The following is a 16,180-nucleotide window of genomic DNA, read 5'->3' on the forward strand; positions in this document are numbered from 1 at the left end:
CTTATAATCGCCGCCTTCAAACGCCCTGGCGCAGTTGTGCGCCCCGCGAACCGGATCCTGTCATGTTACGAATCACCGAACTCAAGCTGCCGATCGACCATCCCGACGAAGACCTGCGCGCTGCCATCGTGCAACGCCTGGGCATCGCCAGCGATGACCTGCTCGATTTCACCTTGTTCAAGCGCAGCTACGATGCGCGCAAAAAGTCCTCCGAACTGTGCTTCATCTACACCATCGACCTCGAAGTGCGCGACGAGGCCAAAGTGCTGGGCAAGTTCGCCGACGACCGTAACGTCAACGTGGCGCCGGATGTCAGCTACAAATTCGTCGGCCAGGCGCCCAGCGACCTGAGCCAGCGCCCGATCGTGGTCGGTTTCGGCCCGTGCGGGATCTTCGCCGGCCTGTTGCTGGCGCAGATGGGCTTCAAGCCGATCATCCTCGAGCGCGGCACCGAAGTGCGCCAGCGCACCAAGGACACCTGGGGCCTGTGGCGCAAAAGCGTGCTCAATCCCGAGTCCAACGTGCAGTTCGGCGAAGGTGGCGCGGGCACCTTCTCCGACGGCAAGCTGTACAGCCAGATCAAGGATCCGAAATTCCTCGGCCGCAAGGTTCTGCACGAATTCGTCAAGGCCGGCGCGCCGGAAGAAATCCTCTACGTCAGCAAACCGCACATCGGTACGTTCCGTCTGACCGGCATGGTCGAGACCATGCGCGAAGAGATCCGCGCTCTGGGCGGCGAAGTGCGCTTCCAGGAACGCGTCACCGACGTGCTGATCGAAGACGGCCAACTGGTCGGCGTCGAACTGGCCAGCGGCGAAACCCTGCATTCGAAACACGTGGTCCTGGCCCTCGGCCACAGTGCCCGCGACACCTTCCGCATGCTCCACAGCCGTGGCGTGTTCATGGAAGCCAAGCCGTTTTCGGTGGGTTTCCGGATCGAGCACCCGCAATCGCTGATCGACCGTGCGCGACTGGGCAAATACGCCGGCCACCCCAAGTTGGGAGCCGCCGACTACAAACTGGTGCACCACGCCAAGAACGGCCGTTCGGTCTACAGCTTCTGCATGTGCCCGGGCGGCACCGTGGTGGCGGCGACCTCCGAGCCGAACCGCGTGGTTACCAACGGCATGAGCCAGTACTCGCGTAACGAGCGCAACGCCAACTCCGGCATCGTCGTCGGCATCACCCCGGAAGTCGATTATCCGGGCGGTCCGCTGGCGGGGATCGAGTTGCAGGAACGTCTGGAATCCCACGCCTTCATCCTCGGCGGCAGCGACTACAAGGCGCCGGCGCAACTGGTCGGCGACTTCATCAACGACATTCCTTCGACCGAACTGGGCGAAGTCGAGCCATCATACAAACCGGGCGTGGCACTGGGCGATCTGGCCCTGGCCCTGCCGGACTTCGCCATCGAGGCGATCCGCGAAGCGTTGCCGGCGTTCGAGAAGCAGATTCGCGGTTACTCGCTGCACGATGCGGTATTGACCGGGATCGAGACCCGCACCTCGTCGCCGCTGCGCATCACACGAAATGAATCGCTGCAGAGCATGAACGTCAAAGGTCTGTTCCCGGCCGGTGAAGGCGCGGGTTATGCGGGCGGGATTCTGTCGGCGGGTGTTGACGGGATTCGGATTGCGGAAGCCGTGGCGCGTGACATCCTCGGTCTCGAGGCCTGACACCGGAAAATTGTGGGAGCGGGCTTGCTCCCACATCAGGTTCCGGGTGTATCAAATATTGGCGCGCAGAACCGAGGTCGGCAGCGCCTCACCCCTCTCGGCACTCGCCGCTACAGCCGCCATCAATCCCTCCAGCTCATAGCCCTGCGCCTTGAGCCACGCTGGATCGTAATAGGTGTCTGCGTAACGCTCGCCGCCATCGCACAGAATCGCCACGATCGAGCCCGACTCCCCCGCCGCTTTCATCTGCTGCGCCGCCATCAGCGCGCCGATCAGGTTGGTGCCGCTCGACCCGCCCACATGCCGGCCCAGACGCTGCGCCAGGTAATGCATGGCCGCCAGCGACAAGGCGTCCGGCACCTTGACCATCGCATCGATGACCTTCGGCAGGAACGACGCTTCCACTCGTGGCCGGCCGATCCCTTCGATGCGTGAACCGTGGTCCAGACGCAAACTCGCGTCGCCGGTCTGGTAGAAGTCGAAGAACACCGAACGCTCGGCATCGGCGCACAGCACGCGGGTGCAGTGCTGGCGATAACGCACGTAACGCCCGAGGGTCGCGGTGGTGCCGCCGGTGCCGGGACTGGAAATCAGCCAGGCCGGGCACGGGTGCTGTTCGTAACGCATCTGCTGGAAGATCGACTCGGCGATATTGTTGTTCGCCCGCCAGTCAGTGGCGCGTTCGGCGTAGGTGAACTGGTCGATGAAGTGACCGTCGTGTTCGCGGGCCAGGCGTTCGGATTCGGCGTAGATCTGGGTCGGATCGTCCACCAGATGACTCTGGCCTCCATAGAACGCGATCTGCGCAATTTTTTCCTTGGAGGTGGTCGCCGGCATCACCGCAATGAATGGCAGGCCGAGCATCCGCGCGAAATACGCCTCGGAAATCGCCGTCGAACCGCTGGACGCCTCGATCACCGGCGCGCCGGGTTTAAGCCAGCCGTTACACAAGGCATAGAGAAACAGCGAACGGGCCAGCCGATGCTTGAGGCTGCCGGTCGGGTGGCTGGACTCGTCCTTGAAGTACAACTCGATGCCCGGGAACCCCGGCAGCGGCAAGGGGATCAGGTGGGTGTCGGCGCTGCGCTGGAAGTCCGCTTCGATGATCCGGATGGCTTCGCGGGCCCACTGTCGGTTGTCGCTCATGGCTGTCGTTCTCGTTGAATCGGGCAGAAGTGCCTTCACAGGCTCAGCCCCCAAGCTTAGGAAAAATCCCACGGCACCGACAGATACAGCTGAGCTTCAATCCCTCGGGCAACTGCTAGGCTCTGCTGCATGTCGGCCTGGCGCTCTGTAACCGCATATAACAAAAAAGAATATAACTTTTGTTTTAACAACTAACGGTACGGGTTAGGGTGTGCCACCTTTTGACTTTATCGATGGAGAGCGACCTTGCCTCTGCGTAGCACTTTCACGCGTTTCTTTCAGTTGGAAGCTGCCAGCGGTCTGTTACTGATCGCCGCGGCCATCCTGGCTCTAATCATCAACAACTCGCCGCTGTCGTGGTTGTACAGCGGCCTGCTCGACACCCCGGTGGTGGCGCAGATCGGCGCGTTGAAGATCGCCAAGCCCCTGCTGCTGTGGATCAACGACGGCCTGATGGCGCTGTTTTTCCTGCTGATCGGCCTGGAAGTGAAGCGCGAAGTCCTCGACGGCCAGCTGTCGAAACCGTCGCAGATCGTCCTGCCCGGCGCGGCGGCCATCGGCGGCATGCTGGTGCCGGCGCTGATCTACTGGTTCCTCAACCGCGACAACCCGGCCGCCCTCGACGGCTGGGCGATCCCGACCGCCACCGACATCGCCTTCGCCCTCGGCGTGCTGGCCTTGCTCGGCAAGCGCGTGCCGGTGTCGCTGAAGCTGTTCCTGATGACCCTGGCGATCATCGATGACCTCGGCGCCATCGTGATCATCGCGATCTTCTACTCCGGCGAACTGTCGACCCTGTCGCTGGGCCTGGCGGCGGCGTGCATCGCGGCGCTGGTGGCGATGAACCGGCTCGGCGTGGTCAAGCTCGGGCCGTACATGATCATTGGTTTGATCCTCTGGGTCTGCGTACTCAAGAGCGGTGTCCACGCGACGCTGGCCGGCGTGACCCTGGCGTTCTGCATCCCGCTGCGCACCAAGAATGCCGAACCTTCGCCGCTGCTGACCCTCGAACACGCGCTGCACCCGTGGGTCGCCTACGGCATCCTGCCACTGTTCGCCTTCGCCAACGCCGGCCTGTCGCTGACCGGCGTGACCGCCGAAAGCTTCACCCACCACGTCCCGATGGGCATCGCCGTCGGCCTGCTGCTAGGCAAGACCCTCGGCGTGTTCGGCCTGACCTGGCTCGCCGTCAAGACCGGCATCGCCGCCCTGCCCCAGGGCGCCAATTGGGGCCAGGTGCTGGGCGTGGCGATCCTCTGCGGGATCGGCTTCACCATGAGCCTGTTTGTCGGCTCCCTCGCCTTCGTGCCGGGCGCCAGTGAATACGCCGGGATGGACCGGATGGGCATTCTCACCGGGTCGGTGTTCGCGGCATTGATCGGTTATGCAGTGACATTGGCGGCGAGCAGAAAAGGATCCACACAATGAAGTAAACACGCTCATTACGCGCCTCTCACTGGAAGGCCCAAGACTCAATGAAAGATTCACACACATGATTGGGCTCCAGAACCCTGCAAAGCATTGGTAGTCTCCCGTTGGCGCTGCTCGCAGCGCTTAACCTGAGCCTTTCAAGTGTGCTATATCTTCTGTTGACAGCAGCGTCACCTCAGAACGTTTTTTCGGAGCCTTCCATGTCACGCAAAGCAGAAAAGCGCCCAATGACGGACAGTCAGATTGCCGTGCAGGAGTCTTATATTCCGGACATTGCCCTGAAAGCGTTCAACAACGCCTACAAAATGGCGCTTGCCAACGGTGCTGCTGTGCTTGTCGCCAAAGATGGTCAGCTGTTTGAAGTGACAGAAAAATCTTCGGTTGCATTGCGCTCGATCGGCACATATGGAAACCTGAAAAGCGGGACTCGCCTGCAAATCAGCAAACTGCCTAAACAGGTCGTTTCTTGAGTACACCGAGGGTACGTATATTCGCCGGACCAAATGGCTCAGGAAAAAGCACCTTTAATCGGCTGGTTCCTGCGCATCTATTGGGAAATTACGTAAACCCGGATGATATAGAGCGTGCAATCAAAGACACTGGTTATTTTGATTTCACCACCTATCGCATCGAATCTCACAAAAATGACATTTTCGATTTTTTCCGCAACCACGCCCTGCTGAAAAAAGCTCCAGAGTCATTGGCAAAATTGGATTCGATTACGATTGAAGGTGACAGGCTCAGCTTCTCGGATACTCAGATCGACTCCTATGTAGCCTCCGCTCTTTCCGACTTCATACGGCGCTCTTTGATCAAAGAGAAAATCAGTTTTACGTTCGAAACCGTCATGTCCTCCCCAGATAAAGTCGATTTGCTTTACGAAGCCCAGAGATCCGGGTACAGGGTTTACGTCTATTACGTTGCAACAGCCGACCCGGAAATCAATGTCGCCAGGGTTGCCTATCGCGTATCACAGGGTGGGCACAACGTTCCTCCTGAAAAGATACGAAAGCGTTATTGGAGGTCTCTGGCGCTCCTATCGGATGCAATCCTCACCTCGAACAGAGCCTATATCTTTGATAACTCCGACGAAGGTAGCGAAGGACTGACACAGGTTGCAGAGATCACAGACGGGGAGCTGATTGAAATCAAATCTGACGTACAGCCACCTTGGTTTAAAGAGTTCGTGCTCGATAAACTGATCTAGATCACAAGCCTACGACTTCTCTTAATGTCGGCCTTTATTCACGTCGAACAATCACCCACGCCTTTAAAGATACGTCCTACCCAATCGCATTCGTCTATCGGGATCACTGGTGAACACCAAACAAAAACCCCGACCAGTCACCTGATCGGGGTTTTCTTTTACCGCTTGTTCGCGCTTAGTGCGAAACGCGGCTGGTGCCGCCAACGGTCGAAATCCGTACCCGCTCGCCTACGCGGAACACTTCATTCTCCTGAACCTGCTGCACGTAGGCGCGCATGCTGCCGTCGTCTTCGCGCACGGTGATTTCAACGCCCTGGGTGCGGGTCAGGCCTTCTTCAGTGGCCGAACCGATCAAGCCGCCGGCCACGGCACCGATAACGGCCGCAACGATGCTGCCTTTGCCGCCGCCGATGGCACTGCCGCCAACACCGCCAACCACTGCACCGGCTGCACCACCAATCGGGGTTTTGGTGCCTTCGATTTTCACCGGACGCAGGGATTCGATGGTGCCCATGCGAATCGTCTGCACGCGACGCGCTTCGTCACGGGAGTAGGAGTCACCGGTCAGGCTCGACTGGCAGCCGGTCAGCAACATCGCCATCGTGGAAAAGGAAGCAACCAGCAGAACAGACTTACGCATAGCATTAACTCCAAAGGACAGGTATTCATTAAACTCCGCAGCTTGACGCCTGTCACGGCGTCGCCCGGATAAAATTGCTTTCATTCAGGCCCGGTACAGGCACCCGCGAACTCACCCAACACTAGCGCCAAAATCCGTTTCCTGCGCCGCCGACCCAAGGATTTCCATGGATTACTTCATCATTGTCGTCACCACCGCCGCCGGTCTGTACTTCCACTGGTGGCTGTATGTGCGGATCAAACGCTGGATGGATCGCGATCTGGCATTGTCACTGGCCGGCAAGGATGAAGGCAAACGCGCGTTCATGCTCGAACGGCTGGAGCAGGCTCAGGCGCAGAAGATCAAGCGCCGGGACCTGCCGAAGTGGCTCCAAGCCGCTGCGGCAGGCTATCCCGCTCGGTAGACTGCTCAGGGTGCCAGACGTTCAAGAATCCAGTCGGCGCCCTGCACACGGTAGTTGAGGCGATCGTGCAGGCGGCTCGCGCGGCCCTGCCAGAATTCCATGCGCTCGGGGAGCAAGCGGTAGCCACCCCAGTGTTCCGGGCAGTGAGGCTGAGTGTCGGTGAAGCGTTGCTCGGTCGCCTTGAGCAAATCTTCCAGTTCACCCCGGCCGTTGATCACCCGGCTCTGCGGTGAGGCCCAGGCGCCGAGTCGGCTGCCCAGCGGTCGCACCTGATAGTAAGCGTCGGATTCTTCAGGCGAGACCTTCACCACCCGCCCCTCGATACGCACCTGGCGCTCCAGGGTCGGCCAGAAGAACGTCATGGCAGCAAACGGGTTCGCCGCCAGATGCTGGCCCTTGGCGCTTTCGTAGTTGGTGAAGAAGGTGAAGCCCTGCTCGTCCAGGCCCTTGAGCAGCAGAATGCGGCAATGCGGACGGCCGTCCGCATCCACCGTGGCCAGGGTCATCGCGTTGGCTTCCACTGGCGCCTGTTCGGTTTTCACCGCTTCGGCAAACCACTGGTGAAACAACGCAAAGGGCTCGGCCGGGGCTTGCGCCTCGGTCAGGCCGTCCCGGGTGTAATCACGACGCATATCTGCCAGAGACTGGGTCACGGCGCATTCCTTTTCGTTAGCGGATCACTTTTTGGTGGTATCGGTCGCAGCGACTTTCTTGTCGGTTGCAGCGGCTTTGGCGGGCGCGGTCTTTTTCGCCGGAGCCTTGGCCGGGGCCTTCTTCGCTGGAGCCTTGGCAGCAGCTTTCTTGGCTGGAGCCTTTTTGGTGGCCGGTACAGCGGCTTTCTTAGCTGCCGGCGCCGGGGTCACCGGTTTGGCGGCAGGCTTGACGTCCTGGGCAGCAACCATGGTCACTGGCTTCGGTGCTGGCATGTTGTATTTGCTCAGCAGCGCGACCATGGTGTTCTGCGGGGTCACCAGCAGCTCGACACGGCGGTTCAGGGCACGGCCTTCAACGCTGTCGTTGGCGGCACGCGGGGCTTCGGAACCCATGCCGCGCAGCATCAGGCGATCACGCTGCAGACCGCTGAGGCGGAAGATTGCCGCCACGGCCTGGGCGCGTTCCTGGCTCAACTTGACGTTGGCCGGAGCGGCGCCGGTGGTGTCACTGTGACCGAGCACCAGCACGGCGGTTTTCGGGTCGGCTTCGAGGATTTTCGCCACGCGGGTGAACGGGCCGAGGGTCACTGGCAGCAGCATCGCAGGGCGATCCGGGTTGAACGAGCCTTCCACCGGCGCGGTCACGACCAGCACGTTTTCACGGCGCTCGAGTTGCAGGTTGCTGTCCTTGATCGCGGTGCGCAGGCGCGGCTCGTAGTCATCCAGCCAGGCTTGAGTCACCTTCGGATCGGGCATCGGTACGACTTTGGCGGTGTCCTGCTCCTTGCCGCCGAACGGCCACCACCATTTGCCGCCCTTGTCGGCCTCGGCCTTGGCGACTTCGACTGGCTTGGCTTCGGGTTTGACTTCAGCTTTCACTTCAGGCTTGGCCGCCGAGTCGTCCGAGCCAAACGGCCAGTACCACGGGCTGCTGCTCTCGGCCTTGGCCACAGGCGCGGTGGCGGCCGGTTTCAAAGGCGCAGGCGCCGGAGCCGGCTCCTTGGCTGCGACTTTGTCGGAAGAACCGAACGGCCACCAGCTGCCGCCATCGGCGTCGTTCTTCGGGGTCTGTGCACAACCGGTGATTGCGAAACACAGGGCCAGGGCGAGAGTTTGTTTGGACGACATTGGAAACCCACAAAAAGAAGTTATGAACAATCAGAGGACTTTCGCCCGGATAAACAGACGCTTTGAAACGAAATTCGCCATGAGGTTCCGGCCCTGGAACCTCGGACGACGCTTTACAGACAAGTGGCTAGTACCCGCGCCAGCTTCTGCGCGCGCGGATCCATCAAGACGTACGGTCCCAGGGTATTTGTCACAAATCCGAAGGCCACATCGTGCTCCGGATCAGCAAAACCGATGGAACCGCCGGCACCCGGATGGCCGAATGCACGCGGGCCGAGGCCGTAAGTGGCGTTCGGCACGTCGGGTTGATCGAGCATGCAACCGAGACCGAAACGGGTGCGGGTCAGCAAGGTTTTGTCCTCGCCGAGGCTGTGTTCACGGGTCAGTTCGTCGAGCATTTCGCTTTCCAGCAGGCTGCCGTCGAGCAGACCGGCGTAGAACCCGGCCAGGCTGCGTGCATTGCCGTGGCCGTTGGCCGCCGGTTGCTGCATACGGCGCCATTCCGGTTTGTTGGTGCTGGTGAGCACCGACGGCGGATTGGTGAAGGCCCGGGTGGTCATGGCCGTCGGTTCGCGCATGGTCACTTGCAGCAGGCGCTGGGCAGCGGCGTCGCCAGTATTGCCCTTGCCCCGGGCGATGTGCGCAACACGATGGAATTCCTCGTCGGCCAAACCGACATGGAAATCCAGCCCCAGCGGTTTGGCGACCCGCGCCACAATCGATTCCCCCGGCCCGCGACCGTCGGCGCGCCGCAGCAATTCGCCGATCAGCCAGCCGTAGGTGATCGCGGCATAACCGTGACCAGTGCCAGGCGTCCACCACGGCGCTTCGGCGGCGAGAGCGTCGACCATGGTCTGCCAGTCATACAGCGCCTCAGGCGCCAGCAATTCGCGCAGGGCCGGGAGACCGGCCTGATGGCAAAGCAGTTGGCGCAGGGTGACGGATTCCTTGCCGGCAGCGGCGAATTCCGGCCAGTAACGGGCGACCGGCGCATCGAGCTGCAACTTGCCTTCGGCAACCAGTTGCAGCGCGGTGACGGCGGTGAAGGTCTTGGTGCAGGAGAACAGGTTGGCGATGGTGTCGCTGTGCCAGGCCTCGGCGCCGTCCTTGTCGGCGGTGCCGGACCAGAGGTCGAGGACGGTTTCGCCGCCGACCCGAATGCACAACGCGGCGCCGCGTTCCTGGGGATCGTCGAACAGTGCGGCGAAGGCTTCGCGCACCGCTTCGAATTGAAGCTCGTAATGGCCCTGAATCTGCACCCGCAACTCCCCCGCGAAAACGCTCTACAAAGTGGCCCGCATTGTTCCAGCCCGAGAGGCTTTTGGGAACCGCTGCGGGCCGGGCGGTCTTAAGGTTTCGTAACGATCAGTGGCCGTTGCCGGAATGCCCGCCTGTATGGCCTGCCCCCTGCCCCGGGCCTTTGCCGGCGTCAGCCTTGCGGCCGCCTTCGGTTTCGTGGCCGGCCTTGTCCGCTGCGGCAGCCGTTTTCTGCGCCTCTTTGCTCAACTGATCGACGGTCGCCAGGTTGCTTTTGCGCACCGTTTCGACAAAACCCTGGAACGGCAGATCGGTGACACCGACCAGACCAAAGTGCCCGTTCTCACCATCGAGCAGGCGCCCGGTCACCGGTTGGTCCAGATACTGGAACCAGTGCACGCCGACAATCGACGGCTCGCTCAGCGCCTGTTTGAGGAAGTTGGCGTAGGCCGGGCCGCGGTCTTCTTCCTTGCTCAACGGGGTCACGCCGCCCCAGAACGGGCCACGGTCGGTGGAGCCGAAGTTGAACTCGGTGATCAGCACCGGTTTGTCAAGGCTGCGCAGCGCGGCGAAGTCATAGCCGTCCTGCGGTTGCAGGGTGTACATGTTGAAGCTCAGCACGTCGCAATACTGGGCGCAGGACGCCACCGCTTCCGGGGTGCTGGTGGCGAAACGGCCACCGAGCAGCAACTGGTTCGGCGCGTGCCATTTCAGCGAGTCGGAAATGGTCTTGAAGTACGTGTCGGCGAAGACCTTCTGGAAGTATTTGAAGTCGGCCTCGATTTCCGGATGCTCAGGATTCGGCAGCGGTGCTTCGAAACCCGGGTCTTCCATCAATTCCCACGCCGGCAGATCAATGCCCCAGGCCTTCGACAGCCCCGCCTGATTGCGGTACTTGTCGCGCAACTGCTTGAGGAACGCACGTTTGGCCGGAACGTCGGTGGTCATTTTCAAGGTGCCGTAGGCCAGCGCGTAACGGGATTTCGGATCATCACCAGGGCCAGCCCAGGCCAGCTCGTTGTCGGCGAAGTAGCCGATCAGCCACGGATCATCGCGATGATCGCGGGCGGCAATCGCCACGGCGCGCTCGGTGGCCATGGCGAAGCGCGGATCGAACGGGTCAGGCATGCCGCCCCACCAATCGGTGCCGGTGCTGATGCTGGCGTAATCGCCGACGATCGACAGCGGCAAGGTGTACGGCATGCGCTCGGCGTTACCGAGGACGGGGGCGCTCCAGTTACCGACCGTGTTGAAGCCCCAGGCTTGCAGGCGATTAAGGGTGTGGCTGGCCCACTTTTGCTCGTCGACCGTGTTCGTGCACGGCGTCGCAACGCTTTGCCCGCTGGTGGCTGCCGACTCGGCGACCCCGGCTTTCGGCTGTTCGGAGGCGGCGACCGGTGCACTGGCGTTGGTCGCGGCTTCTTCGGCGGCCCCGGCCTTGGCGGCTTCGGCGACTCCGGCCTTGTTGCCGCTGTCCTGGGTGCATGGCTCGCCATACAGGCGCTGAAGGTTGGCGCCGTAGAAGTCGTACCAGCGACCGAAGTTGTAGCCACGACCCTGATCGACACCGTTGCCGCCACGGTTGTCGCCTTCGCCGAAATGACTGGCCAGCGGCTCTCCCGGTTTTGGCAGGGATTCGAACATGTACTCGCGGCCGGCCACGTAGGTCTGGTTGACCTCCGGGCTGACGGTGTTCACGCCCAGGGAATAGAACGGATGGCCCTCGGGCGTCACCAGATACCAGCGGCCGTCACGCTTTTCGGTGCGGAAGAAACCGCTGGCCTTGAACGCCGGGCCTTTGCTCCAGCCACCGAACTTGTCCAGCGACGACTTTTCGCGCTCGGCCAGCCAGGTGTTCAGTTGTTGCTGCTCTTTGGCGGCGGCGGATTTCAGTTGTTCGTCATTGGCGACTTTCTCTGGCCACTTGCCGCGAGTCGACTGGCCGTAGGCATCCACCAGATTGCCGTAGGCGGATTTGATCACTTCGCCTTCGTCCTGCACGCCAAAGCGCTCGAGCAACAGACTTTGCGCGGCTTTCGGCTGATCCATCGACAGGCTGACCGACACCACCTGGCTGCGATCCAGCTCACCACTGCTGCTCGCCAGCAGGATGCGCTGCCCGTCGATCGTCATCGGCATCACCGGCCCGGCTTTCATGCCCTGGCTGAGTGGCGAGGTCGCGGTCAACGGCACGAGCAAGGTCTGCGCCGGGCCGGCCGGCAGATCGACGCGACTGACCAGAGTCTTGCCGTCGTTGCTCTGGATTTGCACGTAGACGGTCACTGCCCAGTTCATCGCACTCTGGATACGCAGGCTCATCATGCCGGACTGCGACCAGTCCCAGGCACCGGTCTGCGGGCTCAGGCGCAAGGTCGGGCGCGCCGTCGGGTTGAACGTCACCCGGCGCAGCACTTCGCCTTCGGGGGTCTGCTCGGCGTTGGCTTGCGGCAGGTCGGCGTTTTCGGTCGCCACTTTCACCACGTCGGCGGGGCGGACAAAGTTGAACAGGGTCTGCTGGCCGGCAGGTGCCGCCAGCAAGGGGCCAGCGAAAACCAGGGCAAAAACGGCAGGCAACGAACGACGAATCATGAGAACGGATTTCTCCCTAACGACCCACGAGGGCCAATGGAAAAGCAATAGCAGAGAGATAGACAACGCGGCGGGCAAAACTGCCCACCGATGTCTCAGGATATTTCACGACGGAAAGGAGGCAACGCATTGAGGATCGCCTTGCCATAGCGCTGGGTGACCAGCCGCCGATCCAGCAAGGTGATGGTGCCGCGGTCTTCTTCGGTGCGCAGCAGACGGCCGCACGCCTGAACCAGCTTCAGCGAGGCATCGGGCACCGAGATTTCCATGAACGGATTGCCGCCCCGGGCTTCGATCCATTCCGACAGCGCGGCTTCGACCGGATCGTCCGGCACCGAGAATGGAATCTTGGCGATCACCACGTGCTCGCAATAGGCGCCCGGCAAATCCACGCCTTCGGCAAAACTGGCGAGGCCGAACAGCACGCTGGAATCACCGCCATCAACCCGCGCCTTGTGCTTGTTCAGGGTTTCCTGTTTCGACAGGTTGCCTTGAATGAACACTTGCTTGCGCCAGTCGCGGTCGAGGCCGTCGAACACGTCCTGCATCTGTTTGCGCGACGAGAACAGCACCAGACTGCCGCGCGAACCTTCGACCAGTTCCGGCAGATCGCGGATGATAGCGGCGGTGTGGGCGGCGGCATCGCGTGGGTCGGCCTTCAGGTCCGGCACCCGCAACACGCCGGCATCGGCGTGATGGAACGGGCTCGGCACCACGGCAGTGACGGCTTTTTTCGGCAGACCGGCGCGCATGCGGAAACGGTCGAACGTGCCGAGCGCGGTCAATGTCGCCGAAGTCACCAGACAGCCATAGGCCACGTTCCACAGGCTGCGGCGCAGGGTTTCGGCGGCGAGGATCGGGCTGGCGTTGACCTCGATATCGAACAGCGAACCGCTTTCGGCCAGGGTCAGCCAGCGGGCCATCGGCGGGTTGTCTTCCGGGTCTTCGGCGGTGAACGCGGTCCACAGCTCCCAGTTGCCGGAAGCACGGGACAACAGGCTGCCGAACAGTGGATACCATTCTTCGGCCTGATTGCTGGCGATGCCGATGTTGACCTCGCCGTCCATGCCTTCCTTGAGCAGATCCGTCAGACGGGTGAACAGGTCGTTGAGGCGGGCGAAGCCTTTTTTCAGCTCGATGCCCATCTCGCGCATGTGTTCCGGAATCACCCCGCCGATGAAGCGATGACGCGGACGCTCGCGGCCTTCGACGTCTTCACCGGGCTTGAAATCAGCAATCTGTTCGCAGGCAGTGAACATGAATTGCTGCTGGGTCTTGATCTCCCGCGCCAGCTCCGGCACCTGCTCGATCAGCTTGCCGAGGTCGCCCGGCAGCGGGTGCTGGGCCAGCAGTTTGGTGAGGTTCTTGGCGGTGGTTTCCAGCCAGTCGGCGGTGGAACGCAGACGTGTGTAATGGGCGAAGTGGCCGATGGCCTTGTCCGGCAGGTGGTGGCCTTCGTCGAACACATAAATGGTGTCGCGCGGATCGGGCAAGACTGCCCCGCCGCCCAGCGCCAGGTCGGCCAGCACCATGTCGTGGTTGGTGACGATCACGTCGACCTTGCCCATGCCTTCGCGGGCCTTGTAGAAGGCGCACTGGCCGAAGTTCGGGCAATGACGGTTGGTGCACTGGCTGTGATCGGTGGTCAGGCGCGCCCAGTCGGCGTCTTCCAGCGCGTTGGGCCAGCTGTCGCGGTCGCCGTCCCATTTATTGCCGGCGAGCTTCTCGATCATGCTGGTGAACAGCTTCTGGCTGGCCTCATCGACCTCGATCTTGAAGCCTTCTTCTTCGAACAGCTGCGCGGTGGCGGTCTGCGCATTGCCTTCCTGCAACAGCATGTCGAGCTTGGACAGGCACATGTAGCGGCCACGGCCCTTGGCCAGGGCGAAGCTGAAGTTCAGCCCGCTGTTGCGCATCAGGTCGGGCAAGTCCTTGTAGACAATCTGCTCTTGCAGGGCGACGGTCGCGGTGGCGATCACCAGGCGTTTGCCGGCCAGTTTGGCCGTCGGGATCGCCGCCAGGCTGTAGGCCACGGTCTTGCCGGTACCGGTGCCGGCTTCCACCGCGACAATCGCGGGGTCGCCACTGCGCCGGCCTTCGTCGTCGGTGTCGATATCCCCGAGGACCTTGGCGACTTCAGCGATCATCAGGCGCTGGCCGTAACGCGGTTTGAGGCTCTTGGCCTCTAGAAAACGCGAGTAGGCGCCCTGGATCGTGGTTTTGAGTTCAGTGCTGATCATTGAGTGTCGGGCGCAAAAAACGCTGGATAAATTTTCAGTGGTTCGGTTCGGCGGCTATCATACCCCGCGAATCGATCCCGCGCAGAACGGAGTACCCCAATGACACCTTTTAGCCTCGTTTACCCCATCCATGTACTGGCCGCGCTGGTGTGGGTCGGCGGTATGTTTTTCGCCTGGATGGTGCTGCGCCCCGCGGCCATGAAGGCACTGGACGGCCCCGGGCGCCTGACGCTCTGGGTGGAAGTGTTTCAAGGTTTTTTTCGTTGGGTGTGGGGAGCGGTGATTCTGCTGCCGGTCACCGGGGTGGGCATGCTGCATCTGCAACACATCGCCTTCGATAACGCGCCGCGCTATGTGCAGGTGATGATGGGGTTGTATGTGGTGATGACCGCGCTGTTCATCCGGATTCAGGCATTGATGCTGCCTGAGCTGCGCACGGCGGTGCAGGCGAAGGACTGGCCGGCGGGTGCGGCGGTGCTGGGGCGGATTCGCAAGGTGGTGGGGTTCAATCTGCTGGTCGGGGTGGTGCTGGTGGCGGTGGCAGCTGCGCGGCCCTCGTTCTGACGAGCGCACCCTGACTGATACCTGATCGTTCCCACGCTCTGCGTGGGAACGATCAACGTAGAGGGTAGGTGCAATCGATTACAAGCGCTGTACGGTGACAGACCCCGCCGCACCCGCAGGCCCCGGCTGCCCGTCGGCCCCCGGCTTGCCGCTCTTGCCGCCGTCGGCGCGATAGACCAGGCAGCCTTTGGACTTGCCACCCGCCCCCGGCTTGCCGCCAGGACCGGCCGGGCCACCGGCACCGCCGGCAACTTCAACTTTGATCAGCTCGGCCGGAAACTCGCGCGGCACTTCAAGACGCACCAGCGCGCCCGGTGCACCCGGCTGGCCATCGCTGCCGTTGCTGCCATCAAAACCGTGTCCCGCCTGGCCCCAGGTGCAACCCGGCTCCTGACCGTTGGCGCCATCGAGCCCGACAAAACCCGGCGCACCGGTGCCGCCACGGGCATCGACCACCAGCTTCGGCGCATTCAACGCCTTGAATTGCAGATTCAGATTGCGCCCGGCGCGGGCGGCTTTTTCGTAGGTGCCCGGTGCACCACGGGCGGTGATCTGGCTGCCTTCGGCAAGTTGAGCGCGGATGACTTTCATATCCAGCGCCTGTTCGCTCGGCACGATGGCGATGCGCGCTTCATGGCCCAGTTGCAATTCGCCGACACTCAGCTCGGTCACGTTCGAAGGAATCAGCAAAGTGCCGTAATCGGCGACCACCAGTTTCTCCAGTTGCAGAGTGCTGGCAGTGTTGGGCAGACGCATCAGCGAGTTGGTTTCGACGCTGACCACCTGGGCGCAGGCCAGGGGACTGATGAATGCAGCAAGCAGGCAGAGATTACGCATGGGAAGCCTCCGGAGCGGCCGGGGCCGGGATGGTTTGCAGGTGGAAAACGCCGAACAACAGGATGCGGCCACGATCACGCCAAGGGTGCGGACGACCCTTGAGGCTGCGGTTGCACAGCAGCACTTCGAGCACGTGGATCGACAGCAGCAGACCGCCGGCCAGATTGACCAGCAGGTGCAGCGGATGAACAAACGGCACCAGCTGATTGGCCAGCACCACGCAGCAGAACAGCAGGGTCAACAATCGCCCCAGCCCACAGAACACCTTCATACGCTCCCCCGTGTTGCGAATTATTCTTTGGGCGCACAGTAACGGCTTCTGCAGGGGATAAGCCAGAGGGAAAAATGAAAAAAACCGATCCACCGCCGGATGGCTGCCGGTTCGACGATGATCATCGACCGACAGCTC

General features: G+C 61.9%; 15 protein-coding genes. 6 read left to right on the plus strand and 9 right to left on the minus strand.

All coding sequences use genetic code 11. The annotated features are described in order from the left end of the window. Positions 1 to 62: 62 nt before the first annotated feature. A complete protein-coding gene (locus EIY71_RS10900; protein ID WP_134021706.1) occupies positions 63 to 1,676 on the plus strand; it encodes an NAD(P)/FAD-dependent oxidoreductase in 1,614 nt (537 codons plus the stop codon). Between the two features lie 51 nt (positions 1,677 to 1,727). On the opposite strand, the gene EIY71_RS10905 is transcribed toward EIY71_RS10900, so the two are convergent. Beyond that, positions 1,728 to 2,822 carry a PLP-dependent cysteine synthase family protein gene (locus EIY71_RS10905; RefSeq protein ID WP_134021708.1) on the minus strand — a complete coding sequence of 365 codons (1,095 nt, stop codon included), beginning with the start codon at positions 2,820 to 2,822 and terminating at the stop codon, positions 1,728 to 1,730. 246 nt (positions 2,823 to 3,068) lie between these two features. On the opposite strand from EIY71_RS10905, the gene nhaA reads away from it, so the two are divergent. The 3 genes from nhaA to EIY71_RS10920 all read left to right on the plus strand — a co-directional run bounded on the left by nhaA (position 3,069) and on the right by EIY71_RS10920 (position 5,460). After that, positions 3,069 to 4,250 (plus strand): Na+/H+ antiporter NhaA, encoded by a 1,182-nt coding sequence (nhaA, locus tag EIY71_RS10910; RefSeq protein ID WP_134021710.1) that lies wholly within the window; start codon positions 3,069 to 3,071, stop codon positions 4,248 to 4,250. 203 nt (positions 4,251 to 4,453) lie between these two features. After that, entirely contained in the window at positions 4,454 to 4,723 is a 270-nt protein-coding gene (locus tag EIY71_RS10915) for a hypothetical protein (RefSeq protein WP_085605362.1), read from the plus strand. Beyond that, complete coding sequence (locus EIY71_RS10920) at positions 4,720 to 5,460, plus strand: zeta toxin family protein (protein ID WP_134021712.1); 741 nt, start codon at positions 4,720 to 4,722, stop codon at positions 5,458 to 5,460. The genes EIY71_RS10915 and EIY71_RS10920 overlap by 4 nt, the downstream gene beginning before the upstream one ends. A 175-nt stretch (positions 5,461 to 5,635) precedes the next feature. Here the strand turns inward: EIY71_RS10920 and EIY71_RS10925 are convergent, their stop codons facing one another. Continuing rightward, the gene (locus EIY71_RS10925) at positions 5,636 to 6,100 is read right to left on the minus strand and encodes a glycine zipper 2TM domain-containing protein (protein ID WP_007969461.1); all 465 of its coding nucleotides are present in this window, start codon (positions 6,098 to 6,100) and stop codon (positions 5,636 to 5,638) included. Between the two features lie 166 nt (positions 6,101 to 6,266). Here EIY71_RS10925 and EIY71_RS10930 point away from each other — a divergent pair, with 166 nt between their 5' ends. Continuing rightward, positions 6,267 to 6,503, plus strand: a complete 237-nt coding sequence (locus tag EIY71_RS10930) for a hypothetical protein (RefSeq protein WP_134021714.1) — start codon at positions 6,267 to 6,269, stop codon at positions 6,501 to 6,503. Positions 6,504 to 6,508: 5 nt separating this feature from the next. Here EIY71_RS10930 and pdxH read toward each other — a convergent pair whose 3' ends face one another. The 5 genes from pdxH to dinG all read right to left on the minus strand — a co-directional run bounded on the left by pdxH (position 6,509) and on the right by dinG (position 14,370). Then, complete coding sequence (pdxH, locus tag EIY71_RS10935) at positions 6,509 to 7,156, minus strand: pyridoxamine 5'-phosphate oxidase (protein ID WP_102686602.1); 648 nt, start codon at positions 7,154 to 7,156, stop codon at positions 6,509 to 6,511. Between the two features lie 24 nt (positions 7,157 to 7,180). Next, positions 7,181 to 8,284, minus strand: coding sequence for an OmpA family protein (locus EIY71_RS10940; protein WP_134021716.1), 1,104 nt, complete (start codon positions 8,282 to 8,284; stop codon positions 7,181 to 7,183). 113 nt (positions 8,285 to 8,397) lie between these two features. Continuing rightward, positions 8,398 to 9,543 (minus strand): EstA family serine hydrolase, encoded by a 1,146-nt coding sequence (locus EIY71_RS10945; RefSeq protein ID WP_011332785.1) that lies wholly within the window; start codon positions 9,541 to 9,543, stop codon positions 8,398 to 8,400. A gap of 106 nt (positions 9,544 to 9,649) precedes the next feature. After that, on the minus strand, positions 9,650 to 12,130 hold the full coding sequence (locus EIY71_RS10950) for a beta-galactosidase (RefSeq protein ID WP_102686601.1): 2,481 nt from the start codon (positions 12,128 to 12,130) through the stop codon (positions 9,650 to 9,652). Between the two features lie 95 nt (positions 12,131 to 12,225). Then, entirely contained in the window at positions 12,226 to 14,370 is a 2,145-nt protein-coding gene (gene dinG / locus EIY71_RS10955; protein ID WP_102686600.1) for an ATP-dependent DNA helicase DinG, read from the minus strand. 99 nt (positions 14,371 to 14,469) lie between these two features. Between dinG and EIY71_RS10960 the strand changes: the two genes are divergently transcribed. Further along, positions 14,470 to 14,934 carry a CopD family protein gene (locus tag EIY71_RS10960; RefSeq protein WP_064382929.1) on the plus strand — a complete coding sequence of 155 codons (465 nt, stop codon included), beginning with the start codon at positions 14,470 to 14,472 and terminating at the stop codon, positions 14,932 to 14,934. Positions 14,935 to 15,012: 78 nt separating this feature from the next. Here EIY71_RS10960 and EIY71_RS10965 read toward each other — a convergent pair whose 3' ends face one another. Next, entirely contained in the window at positions 15,013 to 15,771 is a 759-nt protein-coding gene (locus EIY71_RS10965) for a collagen pro alpha-chain precursor (protein WP_085748181.1), read from the minus strand. Further along, a complete protein-coding gene (locus tag EIY71_RS10970; RefSeq protein WP_085748180.1) occupies positions 15,764 to 16,042 on the minus strand; it encodes a DUF1145 domain-containing protein in 279 nt (92 codons plus the stop codon). The genes EIY71_RS10965 and EIY71_RS10970 overlap by 8 nt, the downstream gene beginning before the upstream one ends. Between the last annotated feature and the right edge of the window lie 138 nt (positions 16,043 to 16,180).

Source organism: Pseudomonas sp. CH235, assembly GCF_004368175.1.
GTDB lineage: Bacteria > Pseudomonadota > Gammaproteobacteria > Pseudomonadales > Pseudomonadaceae > Aquipseudomonas > Aquipseudomonas paraglycinae.